This is a genomic window from Prochlorococcus marinus CUG1438 (genome assembly GCA_017644325.1).
In the GTDB taxonomy this organism is placed as follows: Bacteria; Cyanobacteriota; Cyanobacteriia; order PCC-6307; family Cyanobiaceae; genus Prochlorococcus_A; species Prochlorococcus_A marinus_AA.
This window is the reverse complement of record JAEPLS010000001.1, coordinates 171,109-195,087: the sequence shown is the minus strand read 5'-3', so window position 1 is coordinate 195,087 and position 23,979 is coordinate 171,109. Positions and strand designations below refer to the sequence as shown.

The following is a 23,979-nucleotide window of genomic DNA, read 5'->3' as shown; positions in this document are numbered from 1 at the left end:
ATAAGCGTATTAAGTGCAATTTATTGATCAAGCCAACATTATTCTTAAAGCTGGAAAAGGTGGAAATGGAATAGTTTCATTTAGAAGAGAAAAATTCGTTCCTGCTGGAGGACCTTCGGGGGGAAATGGTGGCAGAGGAGGGTCAGTTATTTTGATGGCTGATAATAATCTACAAACATTATTAGATTTCAAATTCAAACGTGAAATAATTGCTGAAGATGGATGCAAAGGAGGTCCTAATAAGAGATCAGGTGCTTCAGGTGAGGATACAATCCTTAAAGTACCATGCGGTACAGAAATCAGGGATATTAAAACTGGCATTATTTTAGGAGACTTAACTAAAGATAAACAGTGTTTAACTATTGCCATTGGAGGAAGAGGTGGACATGGTAATGCTTACTATTTAAGTAATCAAAATAGAGCCCCAGAATCATTCACTGAAGGAAAAGATGGTGAGATATGGGAGGTTCGATTAGAACTAAAACTTCTTGCAGAGGTTGGGATTATAGGCCTTCCAAATGCTGGAAAAAGTACCTTGATTTCTGTTGTATCATCTGCCCGTCCAAAAATCGCAAATTATCCTTTCACAACTCTAATACCTAACTTAGGTGTAGTAAGAAAAATCGATGGTAATGGTTGTCTTTTTGCGGATATTCCTGGATTAATATCAGGGGCAGCTGATGGAGTAGGTTTAGGCCATGATTTTTTAAGGCACATCCAAAGAACGAAGATACTTGTTCACTTAATTGATGCAATTGCAGAAAATCCTTTACATGATTTTGAGATAATTGAGCAGGAATTAAAAAAATATGGAAAAGGTCTTTTAGATAAAGAGAGGATAATAGTATTGAATAAAATGGAGCTAGTAGATGATGATTATTTGAAAATAATTTCAAAAAAGTTAGAGGATTTATCTAAAAAGAAAGTTTTAGTTATTTCTTCATCTTTAAAAAAAGGTTTATCTTCACTGCTTTCTGAAGTATGGAAAAGGATCTAACTTAAATATAAAATTCTTTTGTAAAAAAAAACACTTGATTTAATAATGAAAATTAGTCATAAATAAGATACCTCTTTAAACACAATATGAATTTCTATACTTGCTTTGATCAACAAGGAAAAATAATAGCTAGATGTCAAACCATTCAAGATATTGAGGTTTTGAAGAAAATGGGAAGACCAATTGTAGAAGTCAAGGAAATGAAACATGAAGAGTCTGTTGTATGTTCACTCACAGGAAGTCCATCCGACTTTAATAGAGATTACTAATAGAATTAATAAATAAAAAAAGGGCTTTTAGAGCCCTTTTTTTATTGTGCATTATCTATCAAAAGAAAACTTAATCATCATAGACAAGACATTCTGGTTCATCCGGGTTGGCATCGCAGAATAGTTCCAAAGCATTAGGGTCATGTTTATCATCAGGATGATGATCCTTATATTCTTCGAGTTCTTTAAGCTCTTCAGTTAAATGTCTGACCTTTGGAAGATTGCCCTCTGCTTTTGCAGATTCGATTTCCGATTGATCTTTTTGGATGTGTTCGTCAATGGATTTCATTTTAAGCTTTTCGTACTTTAGTAGACATACATAACATAGTTAATTTCTAATGAAATTGCATTATCTATGAACTAAATAAGTGTTCATTACAACATCATTTCTTTTCGAAATTGATTTATGTATTTTTTAGGTCTCTACTTTCATTATTTCCTTTAGGGATGGTAAAACGGGGATTAGTTGATTTGGGTTTAAAGGGAATAAAGCTTTGTAGTAATCTTTTTTCCATTCATTGTCGAAGCATGTCCTATTTACGTTAGATAATTTAAAGAATTTTAATCTCCATTCAAAAATCTTTTCAAAACTTGATAGTTCTTGTTCAGTACATTTGAAAAGTTTGCTATATATCAATTCCCATCTTATAAGCGTTGGAAAAAGGTAAATATCTGCAAAGGTTAACTCTTCTCCAAATATCCAGTCCCCTTTGTTTTTCTGTAGAAAATTTTCAACTTCATTTATAGCTGCGAAAAGATTTCGACTTGCATTTTTATAAGCTGACTGGTTTCTGGCGAAACCACATTTATATACGCCATCATTAATGTTGTTATTAATTAAATTTAAAAATTTTTGATTACAGTCTTTAATAGTCAATATCTGAGTTTTTGAATGAATTTTTATTGAATTGAGTATTCTTATAATCTGTGAACTTTCATTAGATAGAATATTTACTTCATCTTTTACAAAGCTAATTAAAAGAGGTAATGTTGCTCTAAAAATAATCTTTTTATTCGCTTTTTTGTAAAGTTCTGAAAGTCTCATACATCCCTTAATCTTTGTATTGAAAATCCATTCGCCATGCTCAACATCTGCTTTTAAAAAAATTATTTTAACTTTTTTAGATAAATCTTTTATTTGGTGCACGAGTAAAGTTCTTTGACACCATGGACAAGAATGACCTACTAATAAGTAAATTTTCCCATTCTCATTATTAATGTCGTATTCACTATTAATGGTTATACCTTTAGGCCTTTTATAATTACCATGTAAATCTGATGGCGCGAAGCCATTCATTAATTGGGTCCAAAACCAAAACCAGAATTTTCTGGAGATCTTTATAAGGTACTTATTTTGCATAAAATTTTATTTTTAAAGAAAAAATGACTGTTCGAAGAATACTTATCGTTTCAGGCACTCATGGGAATGAAATTAATCCTGTTTGGGCTGTTAAGCAATTTAATAGAAAGGAAAATAGTTTAAATAATGGTATTGAGTATGAGTACATCATAGGTAATCCTGCTGCCTATGAAAAAGGTTGCAGATATATAGATGTAGATTTAAATAGATCCTTTAAAAAAAGTAAGAATTTTTATCAACACAAGAATAGCTTTTATGAAACTAATAGAGCTAATTTTTTAGTAGATGAATTTGGAATTGACGGATCTAAACCCTGTCAAATTGCAATCGATTTGCACACTACTACTGCAAATATGGGAACAAGCATTGTTATGTATGGGAGGAGACCCAAAGATTTTTGTTTAGCTGCATTACTGCAGAACAAATTTGGATTGCCTATTTATTTGCACGAAAAAGATAAAGCCCAAACAGGCTTTCTTGTAGAAGCTTGGCCATGTGGTTTAGTTATTGAAATAGGAGCTGTCGCACAAAATTTTTATGATCAAAATATTATAAATAGATTTTCTCTAATAATTAGCTCCCTAAGGGAAGAGATAGATAAGTTAAAAAATAAACTTATAGAACTTCCAAAAGAATTAGTGGTTCACGTTCATCAAGGGAGTATAGATTATCCAAGAGATGAAAAGGGAGATATTGATGGCATAATTCATCCTGAGAGGATAAACCAAGATTGGAAAATGATTAAAAAAGGAGATCCATTATTTCTGGATAGCAAAGGAATAATCCACAAATATGAACGGGACCAATTGATTTGGCCTGTTTTTATTGGAGAAGTTGCTTATAAGGAAAAAAAAATTGCCATGAGCTACACAAAAAAAGAAGTGATCTGTTCCAAAAAACAATGGGTTCAAGAGTTTGAAAGTTTTTAAATTAAGAAACCGGAACAATAAATCGTTGAAAACTAATAAGGATTTTTTATTATATAGATAAGATTATTTAATATTTAATACTTCTATTTTCTTTTCTAATTTTTAAACCTTAAAAACCTAAATTCTCTCACTCCAATAAATAACAGCTCCAAAAGCCTCTAATTGCAGTCTTCTATGTTTAGCCTCTCTTAAGGAAACTACCTCTCTAGATCTTTTTCCGTTAAGAAGCCATTCGATTATTACCAAGTTGAATCCTCAATAACAAAGAAAATCTTAAGACATGGAAGTTCTTTTCTCCTGTTTTCCAAAAAATAAGTTTACTTAAAGAAAAATATTTACACATTTTTAGCGATTTTGGTCTAAAATCTTCGAAGCGGAATTTATTTTTCCGTTTTTATTTACACGTCTCACTTTAGAGACATATTTTACGAACTCATGACAACTATTCAGCAGCAGCGTTCTTCGCTGTTAAAAGGTTGGCCACAGTTTTGTGAGTGGGTAACATCAACTAACAACAGAATTTATGTTGGTTGGTTCGGCGTCTTAATGATTCCATGCCTTCTTACAGCAGCGGCTTGCTTCATCGTTGCATTCATCGCAGCACCACCAGTAGACATCGACGGAATTAGAGAGCCAGTTGCTGGTTCATTCCTATATGGAAACAACATCATCTCAGGTGCAGTTGTTCCTTCATCTAACGCTATTGGTCTACACTTCTACCCAATTTGGGAAGCAGCTACTGTAGATGAGTGGTTATACAACGGTGGTCCTTACCAGCTTGTAATTTTCCACTTCCTAATTGGTATCTCAGCATACATGGGAAGACAGTGGGAGCTTTCATACCGTCTAGGTATGCGTCCTTGGATCTGTGTTGCATACTCTGCACCAGTTTCAGCAGCTTTCGCAGTATTCCTTGTATACCCATTCGGTCAAGGTTCATTCTCTGACGGAATGCCTCTAGGTATCTCTGGAACATTCAACTTCATGTTTGTTTTCCAGGCAGAGCACAACATTCTTATGCACCCATTCCACATGGCTGGTGTTGCTGGTATGTTCGGAGGATCTTTATTCTCAGCTATGCACGGTTCACTTGTTACTTCATCTCTAATCAGAGAAACAACTGAGACAGAGTCTCAGAACTATGGTTACAAGTTCGGACAAGAAGAAGAAACATATAACATCGTTGCAGCTCATGGCTACTTCGGTCGTTTAATCTTCCAATATGCAAGCTTCAACAACAGCAGAAGTCTTCACTTCTTCCTAGCTGTATTCCCAGTTGTTTGTGTATGGTTAACTTCAATGGGTATCTGCACAATGGCATTCAACCTTAACGGTTTCAACTTCAACCAGTCAGTTGTTGATGCAAACGGTAAGATTGTTCCTACATGGGGTGACGTTCTTAACAGAGCAAACCTAGGTATGGAAGTAATGCACGAGCGTAACGCTCACAACTTCCCACTTGATCTAGCAGCAGCTGAGTCTACAACAGTAGCTCTTTCAGCTCCAGCTATCGGTTAAGCTTAAAGTTCTTAAACTTACATGCCCCCTTTTTGGGGGCTTTTTTTTGTTTAATTTTCAATTGGTTTCATATAATGTTTATATATAGATAAAACATTTGATATTTCTATGAGTAGTAGTTTTGGAAAAATTTTTCGTGTTAGTACTTTTGGAGAATCACATGGTGGTGCAGTAGGAGTTATCCTTGATGGGTGTCCACCTAAGTTAAAAATAGATATAAATCTGATACAAAATGAATTAGATAGGCGCAGACCTGGCCAAAGTGACATTACAACACCCAGAAATGAAGAAGATAAAATCGAAATCTTAAGTGGGATAAAGGAAGGGTTAACACTTGGAACTCCAATAGCAATGTTGGTAAGAAATAAGGATCAAAGACCAGGAGATTATAATAATTTGGAGCAGGTATTTAGACCTTCTCATGCAGATGGTACATATCATCTGAAATATGGGATTCAGGCAAGTTCTGGCGGTGGAAGAGCCTCTGCTAGAGAAACAATCGGGAGAGTAGCTGCTGGTGCTGTAGCAAAACAATTATTAAAAACCTTCTGTAACACTGAAATACTATCTTGGGTAAAGCGTATACATGATATTGATTCTGATATAAATAAAGAGAAGATTTCTCTCAAAAAAATAGATTCTAATATTGTTAGATGTCCTGATGAAAAGGTTTCAACAGAAATGATTGAGAGAATTAAGGAATTAAAGCGTCAAGGAGACTCTTGCGGCGGTGTTATTGAATGTCTAGTAAGAAATGTCCCTTCTGGTCTTGGAATGCCTGTGTTTGATAAATTAGAAGCTGATTTAGCAAAGGCTTTGATGTCTTTGCCTGCCACGAAAGGCTTTGAAATAGGTTCAGGTTTCTCTGGAACTTATTTAAAAGGAAGCGAACATAATGATGCCTTCATCAAGTCTGATGATATTAGTAAGTTAAGAACAACGTCAAACAATTCAGGAGGTATACAGGGCGGAATAAGTAATGGTGAAAATATCGAGATGAAGATAGCTTTTAAACCTACTGCAACTATCGGGAAAGAACAGAAAACAGTAAATTCTGAAGGTAAAGAAGTACTTATGAAAGCAAAAGGGAGACACGATCCATGCGTTCTACCAAGAGCAGTTCCCATGGTTGATGCTATGGTAGCTTTAGTACTTGCTGATCATTTGCTTCTAAATCATGCTCAATGTGACTTACTAAATAAGTAGTAGTTTTGTTGAATAAATTATATTTATCCTTAACTTAATTATTTTTGAGCCATTCATATATTTTTGGATCAAATTTTTTATTTTTGATAGCTTTATCTCCAATTACAACTGCTTTATACCCTAAAGATTTATAAGTTTTTAAATCATTGATTGATAGTCCTCCAGCAGCAATGAAATCAATATTTTTATAGTTGAGTATATTTATCGAACTATCTTTACTTTTTATTGGATAAAGTTTGATAATGTTGCAATTTAAATCTATAGCTTCCTTAAGATCTTTTAAATTATTAATTCCAGGAATTAATAAATAATTTTTTGACTGCGCATAATTGAAAAGATCTTTATTCCAAAATTTCATCATCGAAAAATTTAATCCAATTTTTAAAGAATCTTCTATTGATTGCTTATTAACTATGGAGGCAGAGCCTAAATTAATTCTTGGATATTTAATTTTGATATCGGATACAAAATCGAACCAATTTTCATTGTTAGACCAACTTATTTCAATATTCTTTAATCCTAATTTTACTAAGTTTTCTAATTCTTCAAAAAATGAATTTCTTATAGAGGTATTTGAGTAAATATTATCTTCAGGTTTTATAAGTAAAAAAAAAGACTCAATTTTCAGGAACTCCGAAAAAGAATCTTCTTTATTATTCATTAAAAATTTAAAATTCCGCTTTAAATATAGTTTGCGACTTTTACTTCTGAGCGGTTGAGCAAGTCTTGGATATCTTCAGTATCTATAGTTTCTCTTTCAATTAGCATTTGAGCCATTTCGTCAAGAACAGTTCTATTGTCTGTTAAAACTTTTGTAGCTCTCTTATAAGCAACATCAACAAGTTCTGAAACCTCTACATCAATTGTTGCGGCAGTGTCTTCAGAGAAGTCTCTTGTAGAACTCATATCTCTTCCAAGAAACATTCCACCTTGAGATTGACCTAGAGCGACTGGACCTATTTTGTCACTCATGCCGAATTTAGTGATCATTTGTCTTGCTACATTGGCAACTTGTTGTAAATCATTTGAAGCTCCGGTTGTTACCTCTTCTTCGCCATAGACTATTTCTTCAGCAACTCTTCCACCGAGAGCTACAGCCATTTGATTCTGAAGGTAAGAACGAGAGTAAAGACCAGATTCCATTCTTTCTTCACTTGGAGTAAAGAAAGTTAGACCCCCAGCTTGACCTCTTGGAATGATTGAGACTTTTGCTACTGGGTCATAATCAGGCATTAATGCTCCAACGAGTGCATGACCTGCTTCGTGATAAGCAACTAATTCTTTTTTCTTATCACTGATGACTCTATCTTTCTTTTCTGGGCCAGCCATAACCCTTTCAATGGCATCACCGACTTCATCATTACTTACTTTATCTAGATCTTTTCTAGCTGCTAGTATTGCTGCTTCATTTAAAAGATTAGCTAAATCTGCACCAGTAAATCCTGGTGTTCTTCTGGCAACTTTATCTAAATCAACGTCTTTTGAAAGAGTTTTATCTTTCGCATGAACATTTAATATCTGCAATCTTCCAGCATAATCTGGTCGATCTACTGTTACCTGTCTATCGAATCTTCCAGGACGCATTAAAGCTGAATCTAAGACGTCTGGTCTGTTGGTTGCGGCAACTATTATTATTCCTGAATTACCTTCAAAACCATCCATTTCGGTTAAGAGTTGATTTAATGTTTGTTCTCTTTCATCATTTCCTCCGCCCATACCAGCTCCTCTTTGTCTTCCAACTGCATCTATTTCGTCAATAAACACAATACAAGGAGCATTCTTTTTGGCTTGTTCAAAAAGATCTCTAACTCTACTAGCACCAACCCCAACAAACATCTCTACAAATTCTGAACCAGATATTGAGAAAAAAGGTACACCTGCTTCTCCAGCTACTGCTTTAGCTAACAATGTTTTCCCAGTACCAGGAGGACCAACAAGAAGAACTCCTTTTGGAATTTTTGCTCCGACTGCAGTAAATCTATCTGGGCTCTTAAGAAAATCTACAACTTCTGTGAGTTCTAATTTTGCACCTTCTACACCAGCAACATCTGAAAAGGTTACTTGTGTAGATGGTTCCATTTGAAGTCTAGCTTTGCTCTTGCCAAAACTCATGGCAGGGTTACCACCTCCAGCATTACCACTTTGGGATCTTCTGAAAAGAAAAAATAGGCCTCCAATTAAAAGTACTGGGAAAATTAAGCTACTTAAAGCCTGTTGCCATGGATTAGCTAACTTTGTAGGAGTTACAGCGATATCTACATTATTCTCAGTCAGAATTTTTAATAAATCTTTGTCAGGGGCTAAATTGACCTCAGACCTGCTCCCATCATTTTCAACAACTTGAGCTGTGGCATTATCTGGAGATATTAAGACTCTACTGATTTCTTTATCTTGAACTGCCTCTATAAAATCACTATATCTCAAGGTTTTTGTAGAACTTTCAGTATTAGGTTTATCAAAAACTGAAGTACCAATGAAAATTACAGTAATGACAGCTAGGACATAAAGTCCTACGTTTCTCCAACGTTTGTTCACGATAAAAAATCTTTAATAAATCTATAATACTAATAATAAAACAATATTAAGAGCGTCTTAGAACATCTACTACACTTTTGAATGCAAACCATTCAGGAATTGGTTCGCCATTCCTCAATTTCTTTCTAAATTCAGTACCACTAAGTTTCATAATTTCATAATTAAATTCTTTGGCTTCTTCAGCTGTTATGTATCCTTTTTCCTTCGTATAAACTAAATTTTTTGAAGGAACAGTTTGCATCATCAATTCATCTGCACACTTATTCGCGAAATTTTGGGCTTCATATGGACCATAAAAATCTTCACCAGTTGACGACGACTTACAACCAGCCATATCTCTACCAATAATAAAGTGAGTGCAGCCATAATTTCTTCTTATTATCATATGTTGAAGAGCTTCTCTTGGCCCTGCCATATGCATTGAATAAGGTAAAAAAGCCCATTTTATTCTTTCATCAGATATTTCCTCTTCTAATTCTTTGTAGGTCAAATATCTAACTTTTCCAGGAATATCATCTTGTTGAGTTGGCCCACAAGTTGGATGAACTAAAACAACTGAGTTAGAGGAGACATTATCTGAAAGTAAGGCATTAGTAAATAATTCATAATGTGCTCTATGAATTGGATTTCTGCATTGAAATGCAACTACATCATGATTTGATGGTAGTGTAGATCTAACTTCTTCAGGGGTTTTGCAGGGGAATTCTCTAATTGGTAGTTCGAAACCATAAACTCTTCCTCCTATATAAAATCTCCCTCTCTCGTTAAAAATCATCTTAACCGCAGGATGATCTAAAGAATTAGTACCATAACAAAGTTCAGCTTCTAAGGATTTGTCAGGCTCCCATTTAGAGCTAACTTCTAAAACTGCTATTTTTTGTTTTTTATAAGTAAGCAATATTGTCTCTCCAGCTTTTACTTTTTCATTATTTGAATCAAATACTATAGGCAAGCCAAAAAGCAACCCATTTGTATTTCTATTATTTTTAATTACCGAATTGTAGTTATTTTCATCCATAAAACCTTCTAATGGAGAAAAAGCTCCAACCATCAAAAGTTCTACATCGCATGCATTTCTCTCGCTACATTCAAACTCATAAGTAGCTTTAGAGATAAGATCATTTTTAAGATTTTTATCTTGGATAATTAAATTTTTTAGTTCCCCTCCATAAGGCGGTATTAGTCCATTAGTATCTGTTTTAGTTTTTTGTTGTAATTCCATTTTTTTAAATTGATAAAGATAAATTTTGAAAAAAAAAAAGGGGTTTAACCCCCTTTTTCTCTTAAGTAAGATTTAAGCTTTTCTTCCGTAAAGCTCCCCAATTATTTTTACATCAAGTGGATCCTTTGAACCCATATCTGTATCTGAAGGTTGGATAGCTTCAAAAGTACCAGCAAATTCGTCTGTGTCAGAATCTACATTGTTGATTGAAAGAGTAATAACGCCAGTACCGTTTACATCAACTTTAATATTTTCTTTTGCAAGTTCTTCGTCGTCTCCTCCTAATGCAACTAAACCTTGAGCATATTCAACACCAGTATTTTTAGCTCTTGCCTTAGGATCTAGAAAGTCACCAGTTCTGTAGTTAGGTGTAAATGTTGAACCACTAACCTCAGTTCCTGGCTCAATAGATGAAGGTAAATCAGCTGTAAGATCTTTTGCTGAGAATGCAAATGGCACCTCTAAACCACCAGGAGTTAATACAGTAATAAGTTGAAAATCAATACCACCCTTTTCAGTGAAAGTTCCTGAATCTATATCTCCATAAACTTCTGTTACTGTGGTGTTATTTCTAGGACTAATAATTTTTGTAGAAACAAATTCTGCAGCTTTTCGTTTTGTTCCTGGCACTTTTACGTAAACTTCTGTTGGGTGCATGCATATTCCTTTGAGGCTATCTCCATTCCCTAGAGATATTGATCCGACAAGAGATGAGTCTAATGTAGGACAATCATTAGCTTTTCCTGTATTAACAACATCTGTGAATTGTGCATTTCCTCTTTCAGAAAAAGCAAATGTTTTAACAGGAACGAAAGCAAAAGTTATACAAAATGAAATAACAAAAGCTAAGAAAGAACGAATTCTCATAATTAAAGTTGCAGTAAAGTTCTGTGACGATAGATTAAAGGTCATCTAATAAGTTCAGTACGGATATTACAAGGGAAAGGACCATAAAAGATAGGACTATTAAATCCTCGAAACAACCCGTAGCTTTTTAGATTTTAAAAAACTGGAATTATTTTAAGCTATCACATTATTTTTAATGATTAAGATTACAAAAAAATACAAATTAAAAATTTTTTTTTATTTTTTTAATGAAATAATTTGGGTTATTAACTTATTTGCTAAATCAATTTTTGATGTTTTGTTAATGTAGTGTTCCATATTGTTAGTATCGAATAGCCATCCTTCATTTTGTGCCAAAAAGCCAAATCCTTGACCTTCAAGATCAATTGGATTGGCGAATAGATAATCACAACCCTTTTGGATAATCTTTTCTTTAATTGTCATTCGTGCTTCCTCGATAGATCCTGTAAAAGCACAAAAGCCTACAAAAACTTGGTTATCTTTTTTTGATTTACTAATTGTTTTTAAAATATCTGGGACTAGCTCAAAGTTTTGATTCAAATGAGCATTAATTTGATTTTTTGGAATTTTAGCTAAAGTATCAGATTTTATTTTGAAATCAGATACTGCTGCATTCATGAAAAAATAATCGCAATTTGATATTTCATTATTAAGTGCCCTAATTAAATCGACACTAGTTTCAATTTCATATCTTTTTATTCCATCAGTAAGATTCTTATCGATTTTCAGAGGCCCATGAACATATTTTACTTGTGCTCCTCTAAACCTCGCTACTTGAGAGAGAAGTAGTCCCATAGCTCCAGAACTTTTGTTAGTAATTTGTCTTGCCGCATCGATTTTCTCTGAGGTACACCCTCCAGTTATTAAAATTTCTTTATTAAGTAAATCTTTGCGATATTCATTTTGTTTGTGTGAAGCTATAAATTCGAGAGCTAATTGGATTAGATCATTTGGAGGTATCTTACCGATGCCAATAGCATCACATGCTAAGAGGCCTTCACTTGGTTGCAAAGACAAAACATTTTCGTAATTCTGTAAATTCTCATAATTTTTTTGGACAGCTTTATTTAGCCACATTTGTGTATTCATTGCTGGTGCAACAATAATTGGCTTTATATTTGCTATTAAGATGCTTGGGATTAATCCCTCTGCATTTCCAGTTACCCATTTTGCTAATGTTGTCGCTGTTAAAGGGGCGATGATTAAAATATCAGCCCAATTACTTAGTTCTATATGAATAGGTTTTGATTGACTATCAGACCATTGATCATTTTCTAAAATGCACGGGTTTCTACTTAAGATAGAAAGAGAAAGAGGCTTTATTAATTTTTCTGCATTTTTTGATAAAACGCATCTTATTTCATAATTTTCTTTTGCTAATTGGCTAACTAATAATGGAATTCTTACAGCCGCAATACTCCCAGTTATTAATAAAAGAACCTTTATTTTGGAGTCCTTACTTTTAGTTTTCATCGAAAGGTTCCTGATCGAGGAGATGGGTATAATTAGTTGTTAATTCAGGTCTATTGATTGCAAGAGCCCTCAGTAAGTGCCAGTCTTTTAAACCATCAAATGGAGTATTATAGTTATCTTCCTCTAGCCTTTTAGCAAGCTCAAGGGTCATTTCTTCATCAAAAGAATTTACTAAATCTTCACTTATTTTATTTTCAGAAATGAATTTCATATTGAGTAAAGTCAATATAATCTAATAATAATGCCTCAAGTAATTATTTAAAATTTATATAAGAATTAAGTACATATTTTCAAGGATATGATAATCTTCAAATCTCATAATCTTTTCAAATTGTTGTTAGGTCATTTATCTTCATTCTCAGTCATAAATATGCAAACTCTCCGTTTCAAAAATATTCTTTCTTAAAATGTCGGTATCAAAATTTTATCATGTCGCAAACCAAAAGAGAGCAAGTCATTAGTCACATACGCTATTTAAGGCAAGAGCTCAGAGAAATTCATTTAGGCATAAAAGAAGATGACCTTTTCCCTGAACCAGGTGAATTAAGAGGATTAATGGCTCAGTTGGAAGCATTACTTGAATTAATAGAAGGAAATACTAAAATTCAATCAAACTCTGAAGCGGCTTAGTTTAATGCAAAATGGTTTTTGAACCTCAAAAGACAAAATTTCAGCTAAAAATTGTGGAAAATATTCAGACATTAAGTATTTGGGCTAATAATCCATGGCGAAGATATTCAATATCATTGATTACACTTTTAATAGGCTACTTTTTTGGAAGTTCTCTTGGTATGGTAAGTGCCGTTGTGGAACTAATGGATCCTGTAGCCGCTTTTTTATCAGTAGTTTTTATTGAGTTTTTAATAGTTCTAAGACGAAATTTTAGATTTGAAAGGAAAAAGAAATTTTTATTACTTTTATTAGATTCTTTAAGATTGGGATTATTTTATGGTTTCTTTACTGAAAGTCTTAAGTTGCTATAAATTTAATTTTTGTGTTTTTGCAATAGATAAAGCAAAGCCATTCTTATAGGGATACCATTTGCAACTTGATTATTAATTAAGCAATTAGGATATCGATCTACCACTTTGCTACTTATTTCAATATCTCTGTTAATAGGACCAGGATGTAGAATTGGAATTTCTTTATTATTTAATGATAATTTCTCTGGGGTTAAGCCATAATCCAAACTATATGAATCAATGCTATTTAGTAAATTTTCCATCATTCTCTCTTTCTGGAGTCTTAAAACAATAATCGCATCTGCAATTTTTATTGATTCTTCCAATGATCTAGAAATTGTTATGGAGCCTCTTGATTTAACAGGATCTTCTGTTTGATTTGGCGCAGGGGTTTTTAAAAAATTGATAAATTCATCAGGTATTAATGTCTTAGGCCCACATAAGATTATATCTGCGCCGAATGCACTCAAAGCCCAAAGATTTGACCTGGCAACCCTTGAATGATTAACGTCTCCAATTATTAAAATTTTTTTGGAATTTAAAACCTTTGGATTCAATGTTTTTTGGGAAAAGAACTTTATCAATGTATAGATGTCAAGCAATCCTTGGCTGGGGTGACTATGTAATCCATCTCCCGCATTAAGAACAGAAGTCTTTGAATTTATTGCATCAAGTTTTTTTGCGATCTCAAAGGTTATGTAACTTGATGAATGTCTGATAACTAATGTATCCGCCCCCATAGCAGAATAAGTTATAGCTGTATCAATTATTGTTTCGCCTTTTGTTAAAGAGCTGGATGATGGCGCAAAAGTTTGGACATCAGCAGAAAGTCTTTTTGCTGCAAGCTCAAAACTATTTTTTGTTCTTGTACTAGCTTCAAAAAATAAAGAAGTTACCAAAGTCCCTTGTAAGGCCGGTAGCTTTTTTGTTCCTGCATTCTTTAGTGCATCAAATCTATTAGCTAATTCAAATACTGACTCATAATCTTCAATTGAAAAATTAGCGAGTGTGTGTATATGTTTATGAGGCCAAATTTGCATTACGCTTAAAAAGATAAATGATCATTGAAATTTAGGTGTTCTATCACCTTTTAATCTTTTACTTACACTCCTACTATTTTTGAGATACCAACGCCATTTTATATTTTTTGCCTTTGATATGCCAATTCTCGTAGTTTGAATGAGATCTTTTTCTTCTAGAGTGGATTTTCGTGGAGAAATCCATAGAGATTTGTTATTAAGAACTTCAAGCGAGTTAAATGAAATGTCTACACTGAATGTTTTAGTTACCAGGCCAGGTCCAGAAGCTAATCTTTCGTTTTTATTAGAGATAAAAACTGATCTTATTAAAACACCACTCGCAAAATTTTCTCTATCAGTAACAATGTTTAAACAATGATGAATGCCATAAGATTTGTAAATATAAAATGTGCCAGGTTTGCCAAATAATGATTTGTTTGATTCAGTCATTTTGCGGTAGCCATGACAGGCCTCTTCTTCCTGTGAATAAGCTTCAGTTTCAACAATAACCCCTTTAACTTGATCTATCTCATTATTTTTTTTTATGAGGTGACAGCCTATTAAATCAGGAGCAACAAGTTTAGAGTGCCGATAAAAAAAATTTTTTGGAAATAATTCTTCTTCTATTTTTCAATACCTATCTAGTAACATATTTAGCTGAGAAAAATAACTAAGGCTATTAATTGATATTGATTTTCAAAAAGATGTGATTATTTTTTAAAATTATTCGAAATTCAAAGGATATGTAAATAAGTTGTTCTTGATAAACTATTATTTAATAAGAAAGACATTAAAGGTATGACAAAAATAACTAAAGAGGAAGTAAAAAAAGTTGCTCATTTAGCGAGATTAGAACTTAACGAGAATGAAATTAATAATCATGCAGAACAATTAGAAAAGATATTGGACTATATAAAACAACTTGAAAAAATTGATACAGATGATATCCCCTGTACAACGAGAGCTATAGAGGTTGTAAATGTATTTAGAAAAGACGAAAAGAAAGATTCTGATTGCAATGAAGAACTCTTAGAATTGGGTCCATCGAGAGAAGATAAATATTTTAAAGTACCAAAAATCATTAATGAATGAGAAAGTGGTTAGTTGCTTCCAATAAATGTTTTGTTGACTATCTTTAATAAAAATTTTTTTATTTTAAAGCCTGGATATAAATTTATGATTTTTCTTATTTTCCCCCTCTTTTTGCTATGACTCCTTACACCTATCAATAAATCATAAATAAAGTTAAAAATGTCTTCTTTACTTTCAAATATCCCAACCCTTTGAGGGGAGCCTTTTTTATCTAATAAAGGCTTAGTTTTTTCATAAGCTATTTTGTATTCAAACCAAGGAATAGAAGGCCAAAGATGATGAATGAGATGGTAATTTTGTCCCATTATTAATAAATTCATAAATTTGCTTGGATAAACTCGAGAATTTATCCATTTATTTCTTGATCGAAATGGTCTATGGGGTAAATAATCAAAAAATATTCCTAGAGTGACTCCTACCATTAATGCCGGGCCGAACCACAAATTATAAATTAAATTCATAAAGTCAAATTTTAAACCTGCCAAGATAATTGTTATGAATATAGATCTTTCAATTCCCCATTGTAGTAATTCATATCTTCGCCAGAGTTTTCTTTGAAAGAAAAACACCTCATGATAAAAAAATCTTGGTGCAATTAGCCAAATTGGACCAAAAGTACTGACTATATGATCAGGATCATTTTTTGGGTGATTTACATGAATATGATGTTGCAAATGAACTCTTGTAAAAACTGGAAAGCTAAACCCTAATAGAATAGCTGAGCCATGGCCCATTGCTTGATTTATCCAAGGAACTGGATGAGCAGCCTTATGACAGGCATCATGAATTACAGTACCTTCAATATGTAAAGCTAAAAACGCAGTGGCTACAAGTAAAGGTAAAGGCCAAACACCTCTATACCATTGCCAAATGCTAAGAAAAGCAAGAAAATAACCACCGAAAAATAACCCTAATGTTGGATTCCAAAAACTTGGCGGATCTACGTAATTTTTAATCTCTTTTTGCCAATTAAATGTTTTTGAAGAATTAGTATTTTTCGTTGTATTTTTACTGGTTAAGTTTGAAATCGTTTCTTTTATTCTTTAAATAATATAACTAATATTTTAAGATGATTGCATCCATAAACATAAAAAATTTCTTTTAAGGTGTTAAAAATTTAATTTTAATGTGTCAAATTAATCATCTTAAGAAAAAAAATTTTTAAAATATACCTATTTCAATTATTATTTTATTTGAGCGGTCGTGGCGGAATTGGTAGACGCGCGAGTTTTAGGTACTCGTATCTTCGGGTGTGGGAGTTCAAGTCTCCCCGACCGCACTTAAAGAAATTCTGAAATATGGTTTGCTTATCTATATCAACTCTTATAATTTAATCAAGTAGTTTTTTTAATGAATAGTTTGATATTTTATTTGGGAACTTTTTACATTTTAGTTGGGACCATTTTTTTAACTGTACCGATAATTTATCTTGAGCTGGGTAAACCAAAAGATTTAATAAAAGCTTTTTTAAATTTATTAATAGGTTTGATATTAATAATTAAAAATAAAACATTAGATGAATCATTTTTAGTAATTTTCCTTTTTTTAACAGTACTAGTTATTTTTTATCTAGTAGAGCTTTTTTTATCTAGATGGTACCAATTGACAGATAACGAAAAGAAAAAATTAACTACCTTTTTGGAGTTGAAAAATAACTTTTTGAAAATATTAGAATCTATTAATCTCGTATTTGCTGATTTCACGAAACCTTCAAATTTTTTTAATTTTGGTGGTGATAATAAAAATGCAACCCAAAAAAAGTGGGTAAGAAATGATAAAAATGATAATATAAAAGTCTGAAATAAAATAAATTGGTTATTTGAAACATCTCCAAAAAACTACATCTCAATTAAGAAAGAATATAATAAATTAAATTTATTTAAATAATTCTTTTGATCACCAATATTTCTTATATCGTCGTATGAAATCTCAAAATAGCAAAGAACAAAAATCAGACTTTTCTTATAAAGAGACTCTAAATCTACTAAAAACTGACTTCTCAATGCGTGCTAACTCAGTTGTAAGAGAACCCGAGATTCAGAATTTTTGGGCTAAGAACCATATTGATTTCCAATTAGGTTCAAGTAATTCAGGCGAAATATTTACATTACATGATGGTCCTCCATATGCAAATGGGGCGCTTCATATGGGTCATGCCCTTAATAAAGTTTTAAAAGACATAATAAACAAGTACAAAACCTTAAGAGGATTTAGGGTGCATTTCGTACCTGGTTGGGACTGTCATGGATTACCTATTGAATTAAAAGTTCTTCAGAATTTAAAATCTGAAGAAAGAAAGAATCTTGACACTTTAAATTTAAGAAAAAAAGCAACAGATTATGCTCATATCCAAATTAATAATCAAAAGGAGGGTTTCAAAAGGTGGGGCATATGGGGAGATTGGAATAATCCTTACTTAACTCTGAAGAAAAGTTATGAATCTGCTCAGATTGGAGTATTTGGGAAAATGTTTTTAAATGGCTATATATATCGAGGTCTTAAACCTGTACATTGGAGTCCAAGTTCAAGGACTGCACTTGCTGAAGCAGAATTAGAATACCCTGATGAACATTATTCAAAAAGTATTTATGTTTCATTAAAAATCACTAAAATATCTGAGGAAATTCTATTAAATTTCATCCAAGAAAATCTTAATATCAAAAAAGATTTTTTTCAAAATAATTCTTTCATAACTATTTGGACCACTACTCCTTGGACTATACCTGCAAATGAGGCTGTAGCAGTAAATCCAAAAATAAATTACGTTTTTGCTATGGATGAAGAGAAGCGAATTTACCTTTTTGCTAAGGATTTATCTTCTCAGATAAGTAAGAAATTTAATAAAGATTTCAAGGTGCTATTAGAGGTTAAGGGCTCCAAATTGGAAAATATTGAATATCAACATCCCTCTAAGAATAAAAATTGCAGAATTGTAATAGGAGGAGATTATATTACTACAGAATCAGGGACTGGAATTGTTCATACTGCGCCTGGTCATGGGATAGATGATTTTAATGTGGGTCAAAAATATGATTTGCCAATAACATGTGTCGTTGATGAAAAAGGTAACTTAAATGAATATTCTGGTCAATTCAAAGGATCAAATGTCCTTAAAGATGCAAATGATCTAATTATTGAACATTTAAAAGGAAATAATTTGCTTATATTACAAGAAAAATATAAGCATAGATATCCCTATGATTGGAGAACCAAAAAACCAACTATTTTTAGGGCAACAGAACAATGGTTTGCATCTGTAAATGGCTTTCGATCATCTGCATTAAAAGCAATCGAAGATGTTGAATGGATGCCAGATACTGGAAAGAAAAGAATTTATTCTATGGTTGTTGGTAGAGGTGACTGGTGTATTTCTAGACAAAGGTCATGGGGAGTCCCTATTCCAGTTTTTTATAAAAAAAATGGTAATGACATTCTCCTCAATAAAGAGATCATTAATCACATTCAAGAACTATTTAGTGAACATGGAGCAGATATTTGGTGGGATTGGGATGTTAAGAATCTTTTGCCAGAAAGTTATGCAAAAGAATCGGATCTATGGAAAAAAGGAACAGATACAATGGATGTTTGGTTCGATTCAGGATCTAGCTGGGCCGCAGTATGTGAACTAAGAAGTGAATTAAAGTATCCAGCGGATCTTTATTTAGAGGGCTCAGATCAACATAGAGGATGGTTCCAGTCTTCTTTGCTAACATCAGTTGCAGTCAATAATAAACCTCCATATAAGAAAGTTTTAACTCATGGTTTTGCACTTGATGAAAATGGAAGAAAAATGAGCAAATCTTTAGGAAATGTTGTTGATCCAAATATAATTATTAATGGAGGTAACAATAAAAAAACTGACCCTGCTTATGGTGCTGATGTTTTAAGGCTATGGGTAAGCTCTGTAGATTATTCAGTAGATGTTCCAATTGGTTCAAATATACTCAAGCAACTTTCAGACGTTTATAGAAAAGTTAGAAATACTGCAAGATATCTCCTAGGTAATATTCATGATTATGATCCTAAAATTGATAGTTTTGAAATTGATCAATTACCTCTCTTAGATCAATGGATGTTAGGCAGATTAGTTGAGGTTACAGATCAAATATCAAATGCTTATGAAAATTATGAGTTTTCAAAATTTTTCCAAATCTTGCAAAGTTTTTGCGTTGTAGATTTATCAAATTTTTATTTGGATATTGCGAAGGATAGGTTATATGTAAGTTCTAAATCACAATTTAGGAGAAGATCTTGTCAGTTCGTCATGTCAAAAGTTGTTGAAAATTTAGCCGTACTTATTTCTCCAGTGCTTTGTCATATGGCCGAAGATATTTGGCAAAATATTCCATATTCAACTACAGAAAAATCAGTCTTTCAAAGAGGATGGCCAATATTTTCGCAGTCATGGAAAAATCAAACGCTTAATGAGCACATTGCAAATTTAAGAAATTTGAGAGTTGAAATTAACAAGGCAATAGAAGGATGTAGGAACAAACAAATAATTGGAGCTGCTTTGGAGACTGAAGTTAATTATTTACCTGAAGATAAAGCTTTAAAAGATTCACTTATTTGGCTAAAAGAATTTGGCAATCAAGAAGTAGATTTATTTAGGGATTGGCTTATAGTATCAAACTTCCAAGTGGCATCTGATTTGGTGGAGAATTCTCTGGTCATAGATAACAACGAACTTGGTAAAATTCAAATTATGAAAGCTCAAGGCACAAAATGTGATAGATGTTGGCATTATCAAAAAGAAACTTTTAATGGAATCCAAAATACAAAATTATGTAAAAGATGTTCAAATATTATTAATTTTGAATTTATTTAAATCCAGTTTTTTTGATTCAAAAAGAAAACTGAGTTTTGATTTTCTCTGATAAGGTTATTTTCCGTTTTTATTAGGGCCTCTAATAAAGTCTAAAATTTGTAGATATAAAATAACATTCTAAAACTTTTTTTTAAATCCATTTCAATTGGATAAGTGGTAGAGCTACTGAAAACCGTGAAAATAATTATTTGTAATTTATCTTTGTGTGTTTTTTAAAAATATACCCTTTAGCTTAAGGATCCTATTTGATATCTTAGATCTTATTTTTCTAGGCGACTTATGAAATCAATTTTCCCCATTTTTTGAGAAGCAAGAATTTCTTCCATTCTTAGGCAATTTAATTATTGACCATTGTATAAAACCGATAATATAGATTAACAATGAAAACAAACCTATAAATTTGGCAATGGGCTGAGTAAAGTTAGCGCCAAATAAAAAATTAAATAGATTTTTGATAAAAACATATAAATTTGAAGAAGGCTGGAGCCACAGTGTACATTTATCCGAATTTATAAAATAAATACAACTAAAGTTTTGTAAACTTTGAATTAAGAAATTGATGGAGATAAAAATTAGTGCCCATCTCCATATTTTGGTCGTTGTAGTGAGGGCGTAAGAAAAATCATATTCTTTTAATTCATCATTTATGTCATTCCAAAACCAAACGGAAATTGTCATTAGTACTATTGAAATATTGGTAACGAGAAGCGCGAAATTATACTTTCCTATCAAAAGTAAAAGGCTTATAAAGAATAAAATGGATATTTTCCAATAAATAGATAAAAGTTTTTTAACAGCAATATTCTTTTTTTTTATTGACCATAAGAATAATGAAATAGGAATACCAATAAGGAAAATTATCGTAAGTTGAAAAGATAGCCACACAGAAATTTGATTAAGAATGTACAAAACTTTTACTTTTTAATTACATAATAATTAAACATCAAACTGTTACTTTTTAACTTACTATTGTCATAGTTATGAATATTATTCATTTTTAAATTATTGACTAGAAATCAATTTTTATTTCATGAGACAGCATGTAAATCCACTTAGTAAAAATTTTAACGAAACTGAGAGAATTCCTTCTTTAATGCAAATGTTTAATAATTCCAAATTAAATCTTCATTTGGATATTGGTTGTGCATCTGGTCAATTTTTATTTGATTTAGCTATGGTTAATCCCAATTGGAATTACTTAGGAATTGAAATCCGTGAGAGATTAGTAAAAACTGCTAAATTGAAAGTTCAAGAAAGAGAAATAAAAAATTTATATTTTGTATTTGGTAATGCAAATAATATTTTTAATGATTTCCAAAGTAAATTTATAGTCAGAAATTTAAAAAGTATTTCTTTTAACTTCCCAGATCCATGGTTTAAGAAGAGACATCATAAAAGGCGTGTAATTCAACCAGAGTTTATTAATATTCTCTCAAATTCGATGCAAAAAGGGGCCCTAATTTTTGTTAAAACTGACGTACAGGATCTATTTGAATATATGGATTTCACCATATTAAGTAATTTGAAATTTCAGAAAATAGAAAAAAGAAATTTTAATTATTCCAAAAGTTTTAATCCAATTAAAATTCAAACCAATAGGGAAAATTATGTGCACGCTAATCAACTTGATGTTTTTGAGAGGATTTATGAAAAAATATAGTTCTTAACTAACTTAGTATTTTATTAATTTCTAAACTGAGTTCGCTCGTTATTTCTCTTGATAAAGAATCCACTTTTATTTGATCTTTGGCTTCCACAAGCACTCGCATTAGAGGCTCTGTACCACTAAGCCTTATGTATACTCTGCAATCTTCGGAATAAATTTTTTGATAATTGTCAATCGTTTGTTTAATTAAGCTTTTAGCTTTCTGATTTATTTTATTAATATTAAATTCCAAATTAATATTGGTTAATTTCTGAGGAAAAGGTTCGAAACTACTTTTAAGCCACTCATTTAAAGTAATATTTTTCTTTTTACAGTATTTAGAAATTTGAATTGCAGTCAATATTCCATCTCCAGAAAAGTTATTAATCTTTGAAAGTATATGTCCTGATTGTTCACCACCTAAAACTGCATTTTTTTCCTTAATTGCGTCATAAACAAATTTATCTCCAACATCAGTTCTATATAAGATTCCACCAAGTTTGTTCCAGGCTTTTTCAAAGCCTATATTTGCCATTTGAGTTGAGATTAGTAAATTATTCGTGAGTATTTTTTGGTCCTTAAGTTCTCTACCCCATAGAAAAAGTATATGATCCCCATTTAATTCATTACCTTCGGAGTCTAACCCAATTACTCTATCGGCGTCTCCATCAAAACTAAATCCCATATCGGCTGGATTATCTTTTAATGCTTTTTTTAATGGTTCAAGATTAGTAGAGCCGCAATTCATATTAATTTTTAAACCATTTTTAGTGTTATTGATAACTCTTACATCTGCTCCAAGTTTCTGAAAAATTTTTTTGGCGCATGTTGTTGCCGATCCGTAGCATGTGTCTAATATGATTTTCATACCGCTTAAATTCTCCCCTTTTATTGTTTGGATGAGACCTTTTATATAAATATCTAATAGCTCCTCATTAGTTTGAAGAGAGATATCATTTGTAGAAAAAGATCTATTTTGATTTGATCTTTCAATTAATTTTTGAATTTTATTTTCATAATTCTTGGTAATTTTCTGGCCATTATTATCAAAGATTTTTATGCCATTATATTCTGGGGGATTATGACTCGCAGATATCATTATTCCGCTACTCATTTTCTCTTGCTTGATTAAAAAAGGAATGGCTGGAGTTGGGCAGATCCCAACATTAATGAATTTTTTCCCGCTTGCATTTATACCTGCAGCTAATGCCTGAAGTAGTAAGTCTCCACTAATTCTAGTATCCCTACCTATTAATATTGGATTATTACTTTCTATAGTTAAACCAAGAGCATAGCCGACTTTATATGCCAAAGAAAAGGTTATTTCCTCATTATATTTTCCTCTTATTCCATCAGTTCCAAAGATTGATTGCATAATTAGATTGTAGGAATTAAAGAGATTGTTATATTATTTAGTTTTAATTTTATCAGTTGATTAAAAGGTAAAGGATTAAAGTTCTCTTTGTTTCTTTATCTTATTTAAGATGTTTTTAGTTATTACTCATTCATGGTGCAATCTGAGAGTAAAGAACCACTCTTAAATAAAAATTTAAAAGTAATGCTTGTTTTGCTTTTAGGTGTAGTTATTGTTTCTTTCATTTTATTCGGAAACCTCTTTTATCAATCAACTTACCTCCTCAAGAGCTTTGGAGAATTATCTGTTGATCCTGAAATAGCTTTTAGTAATAATAAGCCAACTTTTCTTGAATTTTATGCTGAGTGGTGTGAAGTTTGTAAAGAGATGGCTCCCAAAGTATCTGCTTTAAAAAAGGAATATGAAAAAGATATTAATTTTGTTTTTCTAAATGTTGATAATCAAAAATGGGACTATTACATCCGTAAATTTGAGGTAAATGGAATTCCTCAAGTTAATCTTTTGGACAGAAAAGGAAATTTAATATCTACTTTTATTGGTAAGCAAAAAGAAATAACTATAAAAGAATCTCTAGATCGACTAGACAGTGGAACTAAATCTCAAGAAGAAATTCTCAATGCTGAATTTTCAGTTTTAGAAGAAAATAAAAATTATGAGGTTAACCCAAGAAGTCATGGATAAT

The 23,979-nt window shown here is 31.9% G+C and carries 25 protein-coding genes and 1 tRNA gene; 13 read left to right on the top strand and 13 right to left on the bottom strand.

The genetic code is table 11. From position 1 onward, the window contains the following. Nucleotides 1–13 precede the first annotated feature (13 nt). Both obgE and JJ847_01205 read left to right on the top strand, forming a co-directional pair. Nucleotides 14–997 (top strand): GTPase ObgE, encoded by a 984-nt coding sequence (gene obgE / locus JJ847_01210; GenBank protein MBO6959502.1) that lies wholly within the window; start codon nucleotides 14–16, stop codon nucleotides 995–997. Nucleotides 998–1,083: 86 nt separating this feature from the next. Next, nucleotides 1,084–1,266, top strand: a complete 183-nt coding sequence (locus tag JJ847_01205; protein MBO6959501.1) for a hypothetical protein — start codon at nucleotides 1,084–1,086, stop codon at nucleotides 1,264–1,266. A 70-nt stretch (nucleotides 1,267–1,336) separates the two neighbouring features. Here JJ847_01205 and JJ847_01200 read toward each other — a convergent pair whose 3' ends face one another. Together JJ847_01200 and JJ847_01195 are read right to left on the bottom strand one after the other, a co-directional pair. After that, nucleotides 1,337–1,555: a hypothetical protein gene (locus JJ847_01200; protein ID MBO6959500.1), complete on the bottom strand. Its 219-nt coding sequence runs from the start codon at nucleotides 1,553–1,555 to the stop codon at nucleotides 1,337–1,339. 126 nt (nucleotides 1,556–1,681) lie between these two features. Further along, nucleotides 1,682–2,626: a glutathione S-transferase C-terminal domain-containing protein gene (locus JJ847_01195; GenBank protein MBO6959499.1), complete on the bottom strand. Its 945-nt coding sequence runs from the start codon at nucleotides 2,624–2,626 to the stop codon at nucleotides 1,682–1,684. Nucleotides 2,627–2,649: 23 nt separating this feature from the next. Between JJ847_01195 and JJ847_01190 the strand changes: the two genes are divergently transcribed. From JJ847_01190 to aroC, 3 genes are all read left to right on the top strand, one after another. Then, nucleotides 2,650–3,555 (top strand): aspartoacylase, encoded by a 906-nt coding sequence (locus tag JJ847_01190; GenBank protein MBO6959498.1) that lies wholly within the window; start codon nucleotides 2,650–2,652, stop codon nucleotides 3,553–3,555. Between the two features lie 435 nt (nucleotides 3,556–3,990). After that, entirely contained in the window at nucleotides 3,991–5,073 is a 1,083-nt protein-coding gene (psbA, locus tag JJ847_01185; protein ID MBO6959497.1) for a photosystem II q(b) protein, read from the top strand. A gap of 108 nt (nucleotides 5,074–5,181) precedes the next feature. After that, nucleotides 5,182–6,279 carry a chorismate synthase gene (gene aroC, locus JJ847_01180; GenBank protein ID MBO6959496.1) on the top strand — a complete coding sequence of 366 codons (1,098 nt, stop codon included), beginning with the start codon at nucleotides 5,182–5,184 and terminating at the stop codon, nucleotides 6,277–6,279. A 34-nt stretch (nucleotides 6,280–6,313) separates the two neighbouring features. Here aroC and JJ847_01175 read toward each other — a convergent pair whose 3' ends face one another. The 6 genes from JJ847_01175 to JJ847_01150 all read right to left on the bottom strand — a co-directional run bounded on the left by JJ847_01175 (nucleotide 6,314) and on the right by JJ847_01150 (nucleotide 12,587). After that, the gene (locus JJ847_01175; GenBank protein ID MBO6959495.1) at nucleotides 6,314–6,940 is read right to left on the bottom strand and encodes a bifunctional 4-hydroxy-2-oxoglutarate aldolase/2-dehydro-3-deoxy-phosphogluconate aldolase; all 627 of its coding nucleotides are present in this window, start codon (nucleotides 6,938–6,940) and stop codon (nucleotides 6,314–6,316) included. 20 nt (nucleotides 6,941–6,960) lie between these two features. Continuing rightward, nucleotides 6,961–8,814 carry an ATP-dependent zinc metalloprotease FtsH gene (gene ftsH / locus JJ847_01170; GenBank protein MBO6959494.1) on the bottom strand — a complete coding sequence of 618 codons (1,854 nt, stop codon included), beginning with the start codon at nucleotides 8,812–8,814 and terminating at the stop codon, nucleotides 6,961–6,963. Nucleotides 8,815–8,860: 46 nt separating this feature from the next. Continuing rightward, on the bottom strand, nucleotides 8,861–10,036 hold the full coding sequence (sat, locus tag JJ847_01165) for a sulfate adenylyltransferase (GenBank protein MBO6959493.1): 1,176 nt from the start codon (nucleotides 10,034–10,036) through the stop codon (nucleotides 8,861–8,863). Between the two features lie 72 nt (nucleotides 10,037–10,108). Further along, nucleotides 10,109–10,903: a photosystem II manganese-stabilizing polypeptide gene (locus tag JJ847_01160; GenBank protein MBO6959492.1), complete on the bottom strand. Its 795-nt coding sequence runs from the start codon at nucleotides 10,901–10,903 to the stop codon at nucleotides 10,109–10,111. A 216-nt stretch (nucleotides 10,904–11,119) separates the two neighbouring features. Beyond that, entirely contained in the window at nucleotides 11,120–12,376 is a 1,257-nt protein-coding gene (gene coaBC / locus JJ847_01155; GenBank protein ID MBO6959491.1) for a bifunctional phosphopantothenoylcysteine decarboxylase/phosphopantothenate--cysteine ligase CoaBC, read from the bottom strand. Continuing rightward, nucleotides 12,366–12,587: a DUF2555 domain-containing protein gene (locus JJ847_01150; GenBank protein ID MBO6959490.1), complete on the bottom strand. Its 222-nt coding sequence runs from the start codon at nucleotides 12,585–12,587 to the stop codon at nucleotides 12,366–12,368. Before JJ847_01150 ends, coaBC begins: the two co-directional genes overlap by 11 nt. A gap of 218 nt (nucleotides 12,588–12,805) precedes the next feature. Here JJ847_01150 and JJ847_01145 point away from each other — a divergent pair, with 218 nt between their 5' ends. After that, nucleotides 12,806–13,006 (top strand): hypothetical protein, encoded by a 201-nt coding sequence (locus JJ847_01145; protein MBO6959489.1) that lies wholly within the window; start codon nucleotides 12,806–12,808, stop codon nucleotides 13,004–13,006. An 11-nt stretch (nucleotides 13,007–13,017) separates the two neighbouring features. Further along, nucleotides 13,018–13,359: a DUF565 domain-containing protein gene (locus tag JJ847_01140; protein MBO6959488.1), complete on the top strand. Its 342-nt coding sequence runs from the start codon at nucleotides 13,018–13,020 to the stop codon at nucleotides 13,357–13,359. A gap of 2 nt (nucleotides 13,360–13,361) precedes the next feature. Here JJ847_01140 and JJ847_01135 read toward each other — a convergent pair whose 3' ends face one another. Together JJ847_01135 and JJ847_01130 are read right to left on the bottom strand one after the other, a co-directional pair. Beyond that, the gene (locus tag JJ847_01135; protein ID MBO6959487.1) at nucleotides 13,362–14,378 is read right to left on the bottom strand and encodes an aspartate carbamoyltransferase catalytic subunit; all 1,017 of its coding nucleotides are present in this window, start codon (nucleotides 14,376–14,378) and stop codon (nucleotides 13,362–13,364) included. A 21-nt stretch (nucleotides 14,379–14,399) separates the two neighbouring features. Next, complete coding sequence (locus tag JJ847_01130; protein ID MBO6959486.1) at nucleotides 14,400–14,984, bottom strand: DNA-3-methyladenine glycosylase; 585 nt, start codon at nucleotides 14,982–14,984, stop codon at nucleotides 14,400–14,402. A gap of 171 nt (nucleotides 14,985–15,155) precedes the next feature. Between JJ847_01130 and gatC the strand changes: the two genes are divergently transcribed. Further along, nucleotides 15,156–15,449 (top strand): Asp-tRNA(Asn)/Glu-tRNA(Gln) amidotransferase subunit GatC, encoded by a 294-nt coding sequence (gatC, locus tag JJ847_01125; GenBank protein MBO6959485.1) that lies wholly within the window; start codon nucleotides 15,156–15,158, stop codon nucleotides 15,447–15,449. 8 nt (nucleotides 15,450–15,457) lie between these two features. Here gatC and JJ847_01120 read toward each other — a convergent pair whose 3' ends face one another. Beyond that, nucleotides 15,458–16,321, bottom strand: coding sequence for a fatty acid desaturase (locus tag JJ847_01120; GenBank protein MBO6959484.1), 864 nt, complete (start codon nucleotides 16,319–16,321; stop codon nucleotides 15,458–15,460). 325 nt (nucleotides 16,322–16,646) lie between these two features. On the opposite strand from JJ847_01120, the gene JJ847_01115 reads away from it, so the two are divergent. From JJ847_01115 to ileS, 3 genes are all read left to right on the top strand, one after another. After that, a tRNA-Leu gene (locus tag JJ847_01115) sits at nucleotides 16,647–16,728 on the top strand. 71 nt (nucleotides 16,729–16,799) lie between these two features. Beyond that, nucleotides 16,800–17,249 carry a hypothetical protein gene (locus JJ847_01110; GenBank protein ID MBO6959483.1) on the top strand — a complete coding sequence of 150 codons (450 nt, stop codon included), beginning with the start codon at nucleotides 16,800–16,802 and terminating at the stop codon, nucleotides 17,247–17,249. A gap of 121 nt (nucleotides 17,250–17,370) precedes the next feature. Further along, nucleotides 17,371–20,277, top strand: coding sequence for an isoleucine--tRNA ligase (gene ileS / locus JJ847_01105; protein MBO6959482.1), 2,907 nt, complete (start codon nucleotides 17,371–17,373; stop codon nucleotides 20,275–20,277). A gap of 285 nt (nucleotides 20,278–20,562) precedes the next feature. Here the strand turns inward: ileS and JJ847_01100 are convergent, their stop codons facing one another. After that, the gene (locus JJ847_01100) at nucleotides 20,563–21,186 is read right to left on the bottom strand and encodes a DUF3177 family protein (protein MBO6959481.1); all 624 of its coding nucleotides are present in this window, start codon (nucleotides 21,184–21,186) and stop codon (nucleotides 20,563–20,565) included. Between the two features lie 121 nt (nucleotides 21,187–21,307). On the opposite strand from JJ847_01100, the gene trmB reads away from it, so the two are divergent. After that, nucleotides 21,308–21,937, top strand: coding sequence for a tRNA (guanosine(46)-N7)-methyltransferase TrmB (trmB, locus tag JJ847_01095; GenBank protein MBO6959480.1), 630 nt, complete (start codon nucleotides 21,308–21,310; stop codon nucleotides 21,935–21,937). Nucleotides 21,938–21,944: 7 nt separating this feature from the next. Here the strand turns inward: trmB and JJ847_01090 are convergent, their stop codons facing one another. After that, a complete protein-coding gene (locus JJ847_01090; protein ID MBO6959479.1) occupies nucleotides 21,945–23,297 on the bottom strand; it encodes a phosphoglucosamine mutase in 1,353 nt (450 codons plus the stop codon). A 135-nt stretch (nucleotides 23,298–23,432) separates the two neighbouring features. On the opposite strand from JJ847_01090, the gene JJ847_01085 reads away from it, so the two are divergent. Beyond that, nucleotides 23,433–23,978, top strand: coding sequence for a redoxin domain-containing protein (locus JJ847_01085; GenBank protein ID MBO6959478.1), 546 nt, complete (start codon nucleotides 23,433–23,435; stop codon nucleotides 23,976–23,978). Nucleotide 23,979: the final 1 nt, after the last annotated feature.